Source organism: Streptomyces sp. NBC_00390 (genome assembly GCF_036057275.1).
Lineage (GTDB): Bacteria > Actinomycetota > Actinomycetes > Streptomycetales > Streptomycetaceae > Streptomyces.
On sequence record NZ_CP107945.1, the window covers coordinates 5,650,266 to 5,664,556 of the forward strand.

The 14,291-nt window shown below is 69.7% G+C and carries 14 protein-coding genes; 11 read left to right on the forward strand and 3 right to left on the reverse strand.

The window, feature by feature from the left end:
- Positions 1 to 91: 91 nt before the first annotated feature.
- The 4 genes from OHS70_RS24805 (at position 92) to OHS70_RS24820 (ending at position 3,922) form a co-directional block, all read left to right on the forward strand.
- Complete coding sequence (locus OHS70_RS24805; RefSeq protein WP_328400643.1) at positions 92 to 1,159, forward strand: glucose-1-phosphate thymidylyltransferase; 1,068 nt, start codon at positions 92 to 94, stop codon at positions 1,157 to 1,159.
- Positions 1,156 to 2,142 carry a dTDP-glucose 4,6-dehydratase gene (gene rfbB / locus OHS70_RS24810; protein WP_328400645.1) on the forward strand — a complete coding sequence of 329 codons (987 nt, stop codon included), beginning with the start codon at positions 1,156 to 1,158 and terminating at the stop codon, positions 2,140 to 2,142. Before OHS70_RS24805 ends, rfbB begins: the two co-directional genes overlap by 4 nt.
- A 29-nt stretch (positions 2,143 to 2,171) precedes the next feature.
- The gene (gene rfbD, locus OHS70_RS24815) at positions 2,172 to 3,050 is read left to right on the forward strand and encodes a dTDP-4-dehydrorhamnose reductase (RefSeq protein ID WP_443062759.1); all 879 of its coding nucleotides are present in this window, start codon (positions 2,172 to 2,174) and stop codon (positions 3,048 to 3,050) included.
- 77 nt (positions 3,051 to 3,127) lie between these two features.
- The gene (locus tag OHS70_RS24820) at positions 3,128 to 3,922 is read left to right on the forward strand and encodes a class I SAM-dependent methyltransferase (RefSeq protein WP_328400648.1); all 795 of its coding nucleotides are present in this window, start codon (positions 3,128 to 3,130) and stop codon (positions 3,920 to 3,922) included.
- A gap of 75 nt (positions 3,923 to 3,997) precedes the next feature.
- On the opposite strand, the gene rfbC is transcribed toward OHS70_RS24820, so the two are convergent.
- A complete protein-coding gene (rfbC, locus tag OHS70_RS24825; protein WP_328400650.1) occupies positions 3,998 to 4,597 on the reverse strand; it encodes a dTDP-4-dehydrorhamnose 3,5-epimerase in 600 nt (199 codons plus the stop codon).
- 78 nt (positions 4,598 to 4,675) lie between these two features.
- The gene (locus tag OHS70_RS24830) at positions 4,676 to 6,787 is read right to left on the reverse strand and encodes a glycosyltransferase family A protein (protein WP_328400652.1); all 2,112 of its coding nucleotides are present in this window, start codon (positions 6,785 to 6,787) and stop codon (positions 4,676 to 4,678) included.
- 239 nt (positions 6,788 to 7,026) lie between these two features.
- On the opposite strand from OHS70_RS24830, the gene proB reads away from it, so the two are divergent.
- From proB to OHS70_RS24855, 5 genes are all read left to right on the forward strand, one after another.
- A complete protein-coding gene (proB, locus tag OHS70_RS24835; RefSeq protein ID WP_328405879.1) occupies positions 7,027 to 8,133 on the forward strand; it encodes a glutamate 5-kinase in 1,107 nt (368 codons plus the stop codon).
- Positions 8,134 to 8,273: 140 nt separating this feature from the next.
- Entirely contained in the window at positions 8,274 to 8,834 is a 561-nt protein-coding gene (locus OHS70_RS24840) for a hypothetical protein (RefSeq protein ID WP_328400656.1), read from the forward strand.
- Positions 8,835 to 8,898: 64 nt separating this feature from the next.
- Complete coding sequence (locus OHS70_RS24845; protein ID WP_328400658.1) at positions 8,899 to 10,191, forward strand: glutamate-5-semialdehyde dehydrogenase; 1,293 nt, start codon at positions 8,899 to 8,901, stop codon at positions 10,189 to 10,191.
- 90 nt (positions 10,192 to 10,281) lie between these two features.
- Positions 10,282 to 10,896, forward strand: coding sequence for an SCO2584 family spore wall biosynthesis protein (locus OHS70_RS24850; protein WP_328400660.1), 615 nt, complete (start codon positions 10,282 to 10,284; stop codon positions 10,894 to 10,896).
- Between the two features lie 87 nt (positions 10,897 to 10,983).
- Positions 10,984 to 12,129: an SCO2583 family membrane protein gene (locus OHS70_RS24855; protein WP_328400662.1), complete on the forward strand. Its 1,146-nt coding sequence runs from the start codon at positions 10,984 to 10,986 to the stop codon at positions 12,127 to 12,129.
- On the opposite strand, the gene OHS70_RS24860 is transcribed toward OHS70_RS24855, so the two are convergent.
- Complete coding sequence (locus tag OHS70_RS24860) at positions 12,114 to 13,187, reverse strand: M48 family metallopeptidase (RefSeq protein ID WP_328400664.1); 1,074 nt, start codon at positions 13,185 to 13,187, stop codon at positions 12,114 to 12,116. The genes OHS70_RS24855 and OHS70_RS24860 overlap by 16 nt on opposite strands.
- A gap of 269 nt (positions 13,188 to 13,456) precedes the next feature.
- Between OHS70_RS24860 and OHS70_RS24865 the strand changes: the two genes are divergently transcribed.
- Together OHS70_RS24865 and nadD are read left to right on the forward strand one after the other, a co-directional pair.
- Positions 13,457 to 13,618 carry a hypothetical protein gene (locus tag OHS70_RS24865; protein ID WP_328400666.1) on the forward strand — a complete coding sequence of 54 codons (162 nt, stop codon included), beginning with the start codon at positions 13,457 to 13,459 and terminating at the stop codon, positions 13,616 to 13,618.
- 38 nt (positions 13,619 to 13,656) lie between these two features.
- Entirely contained in the window at positions 13,657 to 14,280 is a 624-nt protein-coding gene (nadD, locus tag OHS70_RS24870) for a nicotinate-nucleotide adenylyltransferase (RefSeq protein WP_328400668.1), read from the forward strand.
- Positions 14,281 to 14,291: the final 11 nt, after the last annotated feature.

The following is a 14,291-nucleotide window of genomic DNA, read 5'->3' on the forward strand; positions in this document are numbered from 1 at the left end:
CGATTGCGTAAGGATGCGCGAACGGTGGGTAAAGTCGAATCGGCTGATCGATATCAGCCGGGGGAACACAATCGATTCGAGGACGGGCATCGTGAAGGCACTCGTACTCTCCGGAGGGGCGGGCACTCGCCTGCGTCCCATCACGCATACTTCGGCCAAGCAACTGGTTCCTGTGGCGAACAAGCCAGTGCTGTTCTACGGCCTGGAAGCGATCGCGGACGCCGGGATCACCGAAGTCGGCGTGATCGTCGGCGACACGGCGGAGGAGATCCAGGAGGCGGTCGGCGACGGATCCCGATTCGGGGTGAAGGTCACCTACATTCCACAGGAGAAGCCACTCGGGCTCGCCCATGCCGTGATCATCGCAAGAGAGTTCCTCGGTGAGGACGACTTCGTGATGTATCTCGGCGACAACTTCATCGTCGGCGGGATCACGGGCCTCGTCGACGCGTTCCGCACCGAGCGCCCCGACGCGCAGATCCTTCTCACCAAGGTCCCCAACCCGACCTCCTTCGGCGTTGCGGAACTCGACGGCGAGGGCCGTGTCGTGGGCCTCGAGGAGAAGCCCGAGAACCCCAAGAGCGATCTCGCACTCGTCGGCGTCTATCTCTTCACGCCTGCCGTGCATGAGGCCGTGCGGGCCATCCAGCCGTCCGGGCGCGGGGAGTTGGAGATCACCCACGCCATCCAGTGGCTGATCGACCAGCAGCGCGACGTGCGTTCCACGACCATCTCCGGCTACTGGAAGGACACCGGCAACGTCACCGACATGCTGGAGGTCAACCGATCGGTGCTGGAGAGCGTCGAGGCCGTGAACGAGGGCACGGTCGACGAGAGCAGCGAGATCATCGGCCGCGTACGTATCGAGGCGGGAGCCGAGATCAGCAGGAGCCGCATCATCGGTCCGGCCGTCATCGGCGCCGGCACCGTCATCAGCGACGCCTACGTCGGCCCGTTCACCTCCGTCTCCGAGGGGTGCCGGATCGAGGACAGCGAGATCGAGTACTCGATCGTGCTGCGCGGTTCGTCCATCACCGGTGTACGCCGGGTGGAGGCCTCGCTCATCGGCCGCGACGTCGAGGTCACCCCCGCCCCACGCAACCCGTCCGCCCACCGACTCGTGCTCGGCGATCACAGCAAGGTGCAGATCTCTTCATGACCACCAAGATCCTGGTGACCGGCGGCGCCGGCTTCATCGGCTCCCACTACGTCCGCACGGTGCTCGGCCCCGGCGGCCCGGGCGACGTCGCCGTCACCGTGCTGGACAAGCTCACCTACGCGGGCAACGAGGCCAACCTCGACGAGGTCCGCGACCACCCCGGATTCGCCTTCGTCAAGGGCGACATCTGCGACCCGGAGCTCGTCGGCCGGCTCATGGGCGAGCACGACCAGGTGGTGCACTTCGCCGCCGAGTCGCATGTGGACCGGTCCATCGACGGCGGCGCCGAATTCGTGCGGACGAACGTGGTGGGCACCCACACCCTGATCGACGCGGCCCACCGGGCCGGCATCGCGACGTTCGTCCACATCTCCACCGACGAGGTCTACGGCTCCATCGACGAGGGCTCCTGGCCCGAGACGCACCCGCTGCAGCCCAACTCCCCGTACTCCGCGGCCAAGGCCTCCAGCGACCTGATCGCGCTGTCCTACCACCGCACCCACGGCCTGGACGTGCGCGTGACCCGCTGCTCCAACAACTACGGGCATCACCACTTCCCGGAGAAGGTCATCCCGCTGTTCATCACCAACCTGCTGGACGGCCACAAGGTCCCGCTCTACGGCGACGGCGGGAATGTGCGTGACTGGCTGCACATCGACGACCACGTCCAGGGCATCGAGCTGGTGCGCGCCCGGGGCCGGGCGGGCGAGGTCTACAACATCGGCGGCGGCACCGAGCTGTCCAACAAGGAGCTCACCGCGCTGCTGCTCGAGGCGTGCGGGGCCGACTGGGACACCAGCGTCGAGTACGTGACCGACCGCAAGGGTCACGACCGCCGTTACTCGGTCGACTGCACCAAGATCCGCGAGGAGCTCGGCTACGCGCCGCGCAAGGACTTCGCGACCGGTCTCGCGGAGACCGTGCAGTGGTACCGCGACAACCGTGCCTGGTGGGAGCCGCTCAAGGAGCGTGCGGCGCTGTGAGCGGCTGGCTCGTCACGGGGGGCCGCGGCATGCTGGCCCAGGACGTTCTCGCCAGGCTGGCGGCGGACGGCACCGCGGCCGTCCCCCTCGCCCACGCGGACCTCGACATCACCGACCCGGAAGCGGTCCGCGCCGCCCTCGCCGAGCACCGGCCGACGGTGATCGTCAACTGCGCCGGCTGGACGGACGTCGACGGTGCGGAGGAACGGGAGGATGCCGCGCTCGCCGTCAACGGCACCGGTCCACGGGTGCTCGCCGAGGCGTCCAAGGAGACCGGAACCGTCCTGCTCCATGTCTCCACCGACTACGTCTTCGCCGGCGACGCAGCCGCGCCGTACGCGGAGGATGCGCCGACCGGACCGCGCGGCGCCTACGGACGCACCAAGCTGGCGGGGGAGCAGGCGGTGCGCGACATCCTTCCCGAGACCGGCCAGGTGGTCCGTACGGCCTGGCTGTACGGCGCGGGCGGGCCGAACTTCGTGCGCACGATGATCAGGCTCGAGGCAGTCAAGGACACCCTGGACGTGGTGGACGACCAGCGTGGGCAGCCGACCTGGACCGTGGACCTGGCCGACCGGCTGGTGCGGCTGGGGCAGGGGACGCTCGCGGGCACGGTGGCCGGCGGCGTCCGCCACGGCACGAGCAGCGGCGACACCACCTGGTTCGGATTCACGCGGGAGATCTTCCGGCTGCTGGGCGCCGACCCGGAGCGGGTGCGTCCGACGACCAGCGAGGCCTTCGTCAGGCCCGCGCCCCGGCCGGCGTACAGCGTGCTCGGTCACGAGGGGTGGCAGGGCACGGGCATCGAACCGATCCGCGACTGGCGTGCCGCGCTCGCAGAAGCGTTCCCGGAACTGGTCGAAGCGGAGCGCGGAAAGGCCGACAGAATGGGTGCTACTGGCCAGTAGATGTTTACGTTCGGGTGCCGTACACGCTAACTTCGCTGGGAATCAATGAATTTGATTCCCAGCGAAGGGCTCCATCGGTGGACCGCCACGGCTTCCTGCGTCAACTGCACCGCATCTACAAACCCCGCAACTATCTCGAGATCGGGGTCAACGACGGGCGCAGCCTCGCGCTTTCCCGGGTTCCCTCCGTCGCGATCGATCCGGCGTTCCGGGTCGTGACGAGCATCAGCTGCGATGTGCACCTCGTAAGGGCGACCAGCGACGACTTCTTCGCCCGCAAGGACCCGCTGGTGCATCTGCGCAACGGCCGCAATCCGTTTCGCGCGCTCGCCCGCAAGGACCCGATGAACCTTCTGGGCGGCGAGCCGCAGCTGGAGCTGTCGTTCATCGACGGTATGCACCTGTTCGAATATGCGCTGCGCGACTTCATGAACGTCGAGCGGCATTCGCGCTGGTCGAGCGTGATCGTGCTGGACGACATGCTGCCGCGGAGTGTCGATGAGGCCGCCCGCGACCGGCACACCAAGTTCTGGGCGGGTGACGTGTACAAGGTCGTCCAGGTGCTCCGCAAGTACCGGCCGGACCTGGTCGTCGTCGAGATCGACACCGCGCCGACCGGAGTGGTGGCCGTCTTCGGCGCCGACCCCGGGAACACCGTGCTCAAGAACGCGTACGACAAGATCATCGAGGAGTACGTCGTCCCCGACCCGCAGGACGTCCCGGACGAGGTACTGGTGCGCAAGCACGCGGTCCAGCCCGAGGCACTGCTCGGCGCTGACTTCTGGCCGGGGCTGGTCCGCGCCCGCACACTGCGCCGCCCGCGCTCCGCCTTCGTGCCCGTGCGCCGGAGCCTCGAAAAGCTCATGGGCTGAGCTTCCTGCTGATCGGAGAGAGCCCCCGAGGTCATGGACCTCGGGGGCTCTGCGTTGCCCGTGCCGCGGCGGCCGTCAGCCGCGGGCGCGCAGCTGCGCGTAGTACGCCTCGCACTCCTCGTACCGCGGCAGCAGCCCCTGTTCGGCGGCCTCGGCAAGCGTGGGTGCCGCGGCGTCCTTGTCCGAGAGCAGCGGTGTGATGCCCTCGGGCCACTCGATACCCAGCCCGGCGTCGAGAGGGTTGATGCCGTGCTCCCGCTCGGGGGAGTAACCCTCGGAGCACAGATAGACCACGGTCGCGTCGTCCGTCAGGGCCATGAAGGCGTGGCCGAGGCCCTCCGACAGATAGACGGCGTGGTGGTCCACGTCGTCGAGGCGGACGGCCTCCCACTGGCCGAATGTCGGGGAGCCGACGCGGATGTCGGCGATGACGTCGAGGACCGCACCGCGCACGCACTTGACGTATTTGGCCTGGCTCGGCGGTACATCGGCGAAGTGGATACCGCGCAGCGTGCCCCGGCTGGAGACCGAGCAGTTGGCCTGCTCGAGCCGCAGCCGGTGTCCGGCCGCCTCGGCGAAGTCGGGTGCCTTGAACCACTCGTGGAAACTGCCCCGGCTGTCCGGGAAGATCTTCGGTTCGTGCACCCAGGCCCCGGCGATGGAGAGCTGCCGCATCTGATCCCTTCCTTGCTGTCGACTCATGTCCCGTGATCACGCAGCCGCATGATCACGCACCCGCATCACATCAGCAGGTCAGCCGAGCACCCGCGCCGCGAGGCGGCGGGCCTTGCGGCGTGCGGCGGGCGGCAGCCGGCGTACCAGCGGACCCGCCACGGCCCGTGCGGCACCGCGCAGTGCGGCCTGGCGTTGCTGCATCGTCAGCTGCCGCTGCAAGTGGGCGTCGGGCAGCGGCAGGGGGTCGTCCAGCCGCAGCCGCCCGGCACGGTCCACGCTCACCCGGGACAACGGCAGGTCGGGTCCCTTCGGGCCGTCCAGCCGCACGGAGAGCTGCCGGCTGCCCGCCGGAGCCCCCGGCACCCGGGCCGGCACGGTGAGATGGACCCGGCCATGGACGGGGCGCACCGAGGCCGGGAAGGTGTGCACGGCGGACGGGCCGGCTGCTTGCGGCACCTCTGCGGCAGACGGAGGGCCGGAGAGGTCGACCGACGCGGTCGGACCCGAGGGGGGTGGCAGCTCGCTCAGCACCAGCTCCGCCTCGGCGTGCCCGGTGGCCCGGGTGGTGAAGACCTCCAGCCGCAGATGCACCGGACGGCCGGGCATGCGCAGCACGGGTCGGCGCGCGAGATAGGTGGCCATCTTCTTGGCGCGCCCTGCGACATCAAGGGTGAGATTGCTGTGCGGATCCGTGAAGTACGGGATCACCGGGCGGGCCGGCGTGGAGAGCAGCGCGGGGAGGCACTGCTCGTCGACATGCGGTGCGCGGTCGGCGCCGAGCCGGACCTTCCGCAGGAGTCCGAGGCCCCATACGGACACCCATGCGTCCCAGAAGCCGCGATCGAGGGCGGCCCGGCCTCCCCGGCCTGCCTCGGAGGAGAGCCGGCCGACGCCGCGCAGCACGACCTCGCAGCCGTCGCCGTCCAGGTCCTCGACCTGTGCCTCGAGCGTGGCCGGGCAGTGCCACTCGACGGCCGTCTCGCGGTTGCGCAGCGCGAGCTCCGCTTTGAAGGCTTTGATGTCGTCGGTGACGTCGAGGAGCTCGCCGTCGGGCAGCAGGTCTCCGGTGACGTCCGGGTGCAGATGGATCCGCCCGTCGCGGCGCAGCAGCGTCAGCGGCCGGCGGTCGTCGCCGTGCACCAGGCGTGCCGCGATCGTGACCGCGATCCGGCCGTCGGGCTCCCAGGCGAGGTTCTCCAGCCGTACGGCGGCCTTGACCGAGGATGCGAAGCGGGCGAGTTCGAGCAGCCCCTCGGGGTTGTCGTCGCGCAGCACGGTGGAACGCAGCCGCAGCATCGGGCCCAGCCCGTCGTGCACGGAGCTGTCCATGAAGTCCAGGGCGAGCGGCCGTACGGCGTCCGTCATCTCCCGGAGGTAGTCGGCTTCGTACTTCAGTACAGCCGGTTCGCTGAGCCGCGTGAGCATCTCCACGCGGTAGAAGCGGCGCAGGATCCGGTCCCTGAGCGCGCCCGGCTCGGTGTTGGCGACGACGACGTCGAGGACCTCGCGGAGATTCCCGTAGTAGCCGTCCGGGACGAGCTTGGCGGATCCGGCGTTGTTTCCGTCGTCGCGCTTCGAGTAGTGGTAGCAGGTGTACGACCCCAGGATCGAGACCACCTCGGCGGGGAAGTACGCCTTCATCATGTACAGCTGGTCCTCGAGGCGGCGCTTTCCCTCGGGGTAGGCGATGCCGTGCTCCCGCAGAAAAGCCGTCCGGAACATCTTGTGCGGTGTCAGGCTGTCGTACAGCGGTGCGGTGAGCAGGGTGCACTTCTCGCGGTCCTGGCGGAAAACGCCGTGGGGAACGCCGCGGAAGTTGCTGGCCACTTTGCCCATGACGATGTCGGAGCGATTGCGGTGGCCCATCTCGTACAGCCGGCGCAGCGCGTCGGTGCTCAGGTGGTCGTCCTGGTCGAGGAACTGGACGTATTCGCCCTTGGCCTCTGCCACGCCGACGTTCCGCGGTTTGCCGGGCCAGCCGGAATTCGGGATGTGAATCACGCGGAAGTGCGGATGCCGGGCGGCGAGCTTGTCGAGTCGTTCCGGGGTGTCGTCGGTGGATCCGTCATTGACGAAAAGCACTTCGAATTCTTCCGGTGGAAGCGTCTGACTGACCAGCGAGTCAATGCAGGGATCGATGTACTTGCCCGGGTTGTAAACCGGAATGACGACACTCACTTTTACCGACACGACAGTGCCCCGTCTCTTGTGGAATCCCTGAGTCGCAGGTGGGGGCCGGAGGCAGGCCGCACACACGCGGGCCACCGCCCACTGGCACTCTATCGTTTGTCCGGAACTCCCCCCGCGCATTCGGAAATCGGTACCGGCCGCCCCCCTGCGTGCGGCCGGCTGTCCAGCGGGCGGAATAGGTGCGCGCGGGCGGCGCCGCCTGACATAGATTCGGCCTTGTGACAGTGGCAAGACAGCAGGTGACCCAGGCTCGCAGGATCGTCGTCAAGGTCGGTTCGTCCTCCTTGACCACCGCCTCCGGCGGGCTCGACGCCGATCGCGTGGACGCACTCGTCGACGTGCTCGCAAAAGTCCGCAGCGGCGGTGAGAAGGAGATGGTCCTCGTCTCGTCCGGCGCCATCGCCGCCGGACTCGCGCCGCTCGGACTGGCCCGCCGCCCCAAGGACCTGGCCCGGCAGCAGGCCGCCGCCAGCGTCGGCCAGGGCCTGCTCGTCGCCCGCTACACCGCCTCCTTCGCCCGCTACGGCGTACGCGTCGGCCAGGTGCTGCTCACCAGCGACGACACCAGCCGCCGCGCCCACTACCGCAATGCCTACCGGACCCTGGACCAGCTCCTGACCATGGGCGCCGTCCCGGTCGTCAATGAGAACGACACCGTGGCCACGGACGAGATCCGCTTCGGCGACAACGACCGCCTTGCCGCGCTCGTCGCCCATCTCGTCCGCGCCGATCTGCTGGTCCTGCTCTCCGACGTCGACGGCCTCTACGACGGCGACCCGGCCAGACCCGGCACCTCCCTCATCGACGAGGTGCGCGGCCCGGACGACATCGCCCATGTACAGATCGGCAGCGCCGGCAAGGCCGGTGTCGGCACCGGAGGCATGGTCACCAAGGTCGAGGCGGCCCGGATCGCGGCCGCAGCCGGTGTCCCCGTGGTCCTCACCTCCGCCAGCCGCGCGGCCGACGCGCTCGCCGGCCGCGCCACCGGGACGTACTTCCACCGCACCGGGCGCCGCTCCGCCGACCGGCTGCTGTGGCTCGCCCATGCCTCCACCCCGCAGGGCTCGCTCACGCTCGACGACGGCGCGGTACGGGCCGTGGTGCAGGGCAAGAAGTCGCTGCTGCCGGCCGGAATCGCCGCGGTCGAGGGCGAGTTCAGCGCCGGGGACCCGGTCGAGCTGCGCGACTCGGCCGGCCGTCCTGTGGCACGCGGGCTCGTCAACTTCGACGCCAAGGAGATCCCGCAACTGCTCGGCCGCTCGACCCGCGAGCTGGCGAAGGAGCTGGGACCGGCGTACGAACGAGAGGTCGTACACAGGGACGATCTGGTCGTCATCAAACCCTGAGGGCCCACCGAAACGGCGGAAAGTCCCGCCTTGCGGCAGAGACCTTTACCAAAACCGCCCCATGCGCCGCCGCGGGCTGGTCAACTTTGTTGCGGGGGAATTGCGGGGTAGGGCAACAACGCAGCAACAGGAGGCCGCCGGTGAGACGAGCGCGCCCTGGGGACGTGACCCGAGGGAACGGGGGACTGCCCCGCGCCCGCCGGGCCGTGGGCGAGGAACGAGCCCTGACGAGCGTCGCCGCCGGCGCCGCGGCGGAGACCGACACCCGTACGGACGCGCCCGAGGAACCGGGTACGGAGACGGGTACCGAAGCCCGGGCGGAAGGCGTCCTCACGCCGGAGCGTCCCCACGAGCGCCCGCTGTCCAAGCTGTGGCACATCACGCTCAGCGTCTCGGGCCCCGAGACCCCGCTGAAGGAGGTTCGCCGCGGTCTGGAACAGCTTGCCCACGACCATCCCTTCCTGCTCACCAGCCGGTACGCCAACGACCATGCGGAGATCCGCTACTGGGAGGAAGCGCGCGACCTGCACGACGCGGCCGCCGTGGCACTGCGGCTGTGGGGCGAGCACCGGTCCACCGCCAAACTGCCGCCGTGGAAGATCGTCGGGCTCGAGGTCATCGACCGCGAGACCTACCACCAGCGCATCGCGGAGGGCTACGGTCCGCCGCCGGCGGCCCCGGTGGGCGTACACCCCTTCTGAGGCTTGTGTCTCGCGGTACGGGATACGTTCCGGGTGCCCCCGCCGGGCGCATTACCCTGCGGGTATGACGTCGCTCTCTTCGGTCACGCCGTACGACAACATGTCCCCGGTCGCCCAGGCGGCCTATCGGGCCCGCGCCGCCGCCGCCGACCTCGCGCCACTGCCGCGCTCGGCCAAGGACGACGCGCTGCTGGCGATCGCGGACGCGCTCGAGGTCCGTACCAGCGAGATCGTCGCCGCCAATGCCGAGGACATCGCGCGCGCCCGCGAAGCCGGGACCAGCGAGTCGGTCATCGACCGGCTCACGCTGACCCCGGAGCGGGTGCGGGCGATCGCCGCCGATGTACGGCACGTGGCGGCGCTGCCCGACCCGGTCGGCGAGGTGGTGCGCGGCTCGACGCTGCCCAACGGCATCGACCTGCGGCAGGTGCGCGTCCCGCTCGGCGTCGTCGGCATCATCTACGAGGCCCGCCCGAACGTGACCGTGGACGCCGCCGCGCTCTGTCTCAAGTCGGGCAACGCGGTGCTGCTGCGCGGCTCGTCCTCGGCGTACTCCTCCAACACGGCACTGGTGCGCGTGCTGCGGGACGCGGTCGGAGGCTCCGGTCTGCCGGCCGACGCGGTGCAGCTCGTGCCGGGCGAGAGCCGGGACTCCGTACGGGAGCTGATGCGGGCCCGCGGCATGGTCGACGTGCTCATCCCGCGCGGCGGCGCCTCGCTGATCCGCACGGTCGTGGAGGAGTCCACCGTCCCGGTCATCGAGACCGGCACCGGCAACTGCCACGTCTATGTGGACGCCGAGACCGACATCGACATGGCCGTCGAGATCCTGATCAACTCCAAGGCGCAGCGCCCGAGCGTGTGCAACGCCGCCGAGACGCTGCTGGTCCACCGGGACATCGCCGCGGCCTTCCTGCCGCGCGCCCTGGACGCCCTTGCCGACGCCGGGGTGACCGTGCACGGCGACGAGCGGGTGATCGAGTACGCGGACGCCACCAAGGCCACCGTCGTGGCCGCCACCGCCGAGGACTGGGAGACGGAGTACCTCTCCTACGACATCGCCGCCGCGGTCGTCGAGTCGCTCGACGCGGCAGTCGCCCACATCCGGCTGTGGTCCTCGGGCCACACCGAGGCGATCGTCACCACCTCGCAGGCGGCGGCGCGCCGGTTCACCCAGTTGGTCGATTCCACGACGGTCGCTGTGAACGCCTCCACGCGCTTCACGGACGGCGGCCAGTTCGGCTTCGGCGCGGAGATCGGTATCTCCACGCAGAAGCTGCACGCGCGCGGCCCCATGGGGCTTCCTGAGCTGACCTCGACGAAGTACATCGTGACGGGAGACGGTCACACCAGGTGACCGTCAGCGCCGGCGCGAAGCGCGTCACCCGGGCGGGGAGAGTTCGCACTCTCCCTGCCCAAACCCACCGGCCAGGTCTACTCTGAAGGCGTGCCGGACGACGTGGGGGGCAGGCCGTTCCCGGACGGTTGGGAGCCCGACGACGACCGCGGGGGCGCGGACGAGGACTTCGCCTCCGTGGTGTTCGACGAGGACTTCGTCCGGGCCGCCGCGTTCCATGAGCCGACAGCGGTGGAGCGACTGCTCGCCGCGGCCGAGGCGCGCGCCGAGGCCGAGGCCGCCCGCTCCGGATCCCGCACAGTGGGAGCCGAGGACGAGCTCTACGACGATGAGTACGGTTCCCGCGCGTATGCCAGGGGCGGTACCCGCGACGACGATGACGACGCCGACCCCGACGACGACTTCACCGGTCCGTACGGCAGGCACGGCGGCGCCCTGCGTCCCTACCGCGGCACCGCACGCTGGCACCGTCCGGTGGCCTGGGTACTGGCCCTGGTGATGGGCATCGGCATGGTCGCCCTCGCCTTCACGGCCGTCTACCGGGGCGCCTCGGGCAACCGCCAGGACCCGACGGTTCCGGCGCCCACGACGACCGGCGCCGATGCCACCCCCACGGGCGCGACCGTCACCGGCAGCGGCCATGGCCCGGAGGTCACCGACGCCCGCTCCGCACCACCGGTCCCCGCCGAGCAGCACACCCCCTGACCGCGGAGTAAGAATGGGTCGCAACTCGTCGGAACTTGTCGCACACCGTGGCGTTTACCGTGCCCCTGTCAGACCTACCCTGAAGGTATGGCTGGGCGTGGCGAGCCGCCCGAGGGGACACCCGAGGGACTCCCCGGCGGCGGCGAGGACGAGTATCGATCCGTTGTCTTCGACGAATCGTTCGTGCGGGCTGCCCGGATGCAGGAATACTCCGCGATGGAGCGGATGGGCGAGCACGCGCCCGCCGTGCGCAGCCTCCCCGTCTGGAGCGGGCGGCGCGCCTCCAAGCCGATCCTGCTGCTCGTCCTGCTGATCGTGATCGCCTTCGGTACGGCGATCTATCTGGGTTTCCGCCATCCGTACCAGCCGGGCCGGAGCACGGCGGCGGACCCGATGAGGATCACCCTGATCCCGCTCGCACCGCGCGGTCCCGTCCCCGGCGGCACCCCCGAAGCCCTCTTCTCGCGCAGTCCGGCCGCCCAGTTCCGTACCGGCGCCGCCGGGATCGCCCTGCCCGCCGTGCGCCGTACCGCCCACTTCTCCGAGGGACAGGTGATGACCGCGCTGACCACGGTCAAGGACTACCTCGTGGAATCCTCGCTCGACCCCGATGTGCTCACCGGCGGCGCGGTCCGTCCCGTCCGGGTGCTCCTCGACCCCGACCAGCTGCCGCAGTTCGACCGGAGCGTCGCCACGCCCACTGCCGACGGCCGTCACGCGGCCACCGGCTGGCTGGTGCGCTTCGACGCCGCGAAGGTGGCGCTGGCCGACCCCGAGGTGCGCGTACGCGGCACACTGCAGGCCACCGAGACCGGGAACGACGTGCTGGAAGTGACGTCGGACCACACCTTCGTCTACGCGTTGAGCCCGGCCGACACCGGAGATTCCCGGGCGGACGGTGCCGGCGGTCAACCCGTCGAAGTGAGCGGACCACGGTCCCAGGAGGCGAGCGGGCCTCGCGCGGCCGACGCCTCGCTGTTCACCGTCCGGCGCGAACTGCACTTCCGCTTCGACCGCGAAGATCTCCGGCTGCACCGCCTCGAACTGCTGGTCAGCTATCTCCAGGCCGGACCGCAGTCCTGCTCCTCCGACGCGTCGGACGCCCTGCAGCCCCTGCTCGCCGGTGAACGGGCGGGCCCGGACGGGCCGGCCGGCACCGACCCGTACGCGATCGGCCCGGCCACCCCGGCCCTGTGCGGGGCGCTGTCGCCCGATGCTCAGCCCTCGCCCTGACCACCTCCGTCGCCGCCCGCGGAAGCCTTCCCGCCGCCCGAAGTGCCGGTGAACTTGTCGCGAAGCTTCCCGCCGAGGTCGCCCGCGCCGCCGGCTATGTCGCCGACCAGCTTCATCAGTGGATCCTTGCTGGTGCGCACCGAATCGGCATAGTGCGAGGCCGACTCACGGAAGGAGTCGCTGACGGAGGTGTCCTTGTCCTCCGAGCGGCGGGGGTAGTGACCGTCCATGACCCGCTGGTAGTCGCGGCTCTCGGCCCACTTCTTCAGTTCGGCCGCACGCACCGTGGTGAACGGGTGCGAGCGCGGCAGCATGTTCAGAATCTTCAGTACCGAGTCCCGGAGGTCGCCGCCGGCCTCGTACTCCTCGGCCTGCTCGAGGAACGCGTCCACGTTCATCTCGTGCAGATGATTGCCACCCGCGATCTTCATCAGACCGCGCATCGACGCCTGCAGATCCTGGCCGACCAGCAGCCCCGCGCGGTCCGCCGAGAGCTCGGACTTGCGGAACCACTCGCGCAGCGCCGTGACGATCGCCATGATCGCCACATTGCCGAGCGGGATCCAGGCCACCTTCAGCGCCAGGTTGGTGAGGAAGAGCAGGATCGTGCGGTAGACGGCGTGGCCCGAGAGGGCATGGCCCACCTCGTGCCCGACCACCGCTCGCATCTCCTCCTCGTCCAGCAGCTCCACCAGCCCGGTGGTGACGACGATGATCGGCTCGTCCAGGCCGATGCACATCGCGTTGGGACGCGGGTCCTGCGCCACATACATCGCCGGGATCTTCTCCAGGTCCAGGATGTAGCAGGCATCGCGGAGCATGCTGTGCAGGTGCGCGAACTGGGCGTCGCTCACCCGCACCGAGTCGGAGAGGAACAGCAGCCGCAGGCTGCGCTCGGGCAGCAGTGCGCTCAGTGCCTTGAAGACGGTGTCGAACCCGCTGAGCTTGCGCAGCGCGACCAGCGCCGAGCGGTCCGCGGGATGCTCGTAGGCCCGCGAGGAGATACCGGGGAAGCGCTTGCGCTGCCTGCTCGGAACGTGCTCGTGGGTGTCGCTCATGGTGCCCCCTGTTTGTCCTGCGAGTCGTTGCTCGTCCCCCTGACGGACCCCAGCGTAGGTGCTGGGGCTGCGGCGCGGCGGGGGCTGTGGATAACCGTCGAACGACCGCGGAACGACGGTGGATCCCACCCCGGAAAACCGCGGGCGCTGCGACAACGGCGCCGACGGGAACCTCAACGACTGAGTCGGCGTGAGCGTGCCCGGGGCGCCCGCATACGATGTGCCCGAAGTCTCTCCGCTCCGACTCCCGACGATAGGTCCTGCTGAAGATGAGCCTCGCCAGCACCGCCGCCAACCTGGTCACTCTCGCCGAGGGCGCCGAGCACGGTGGCAACCACGACAGCCTCAACCCCTACCTCACCGGCGGCGGCGCTCTGTTCGTGCTGCTCCTGCTGCTGTGGATCACCACCCGTTTCAACCGCGACCGCTGAGACCGCGCCGGCCGGCCGTGCCAGTAGGCTCTGCACGCATGGGAGAGCAGATAGTGGTCACCGGTTCCGGTTCCGGCAGGCGCCGGCTCGGTGTGATGGGCGGGACGTTCGACCCGATCCATCACGGGCACCTGGTGGCCGCCAGCGAGGTGGCCGCCTTGTTCCACCTCGACGAGGTCGTGTTCGTACCCACCGGACAGCCGTGGCAGAAGACCCACAAGAACGTGTCACCGGCCGAGGACCGCTATCTGATGACGGTCATCGCCACGGCGTCCAACCCGCAGTTCTCGGTCAGCCGTATCGACATCGACCGACCCGGGCCGACGTACACGATCGACACCTTGCGGGATCTGCACGCACTCAACGAGAACGCGGACCTGTTCTTCATCACGGGCGCCGATGCGCTCTCGCAGATCCTCGGATGGCGCGATGCCGCAGAGCTGTTCTCGCTCGCTCATTTCATCGGAGTGACCCGGCCGGGCCATGATCTGACGGACGACGGTCTGCCGGAGGGCGGGGTCTCGCTGGTGGAAATCCCGGCACTGGCGATCTCCTCCACCGACTGCCGCGCAAGGGTCGCCAAGGGAGATCCGGTCTGGTACCTGGTTCCGGACGGTGTGGTGCGCTACATCGACAAGCGCCAGTTGTACCGGGGCGAGTGAGCCACGGAGAG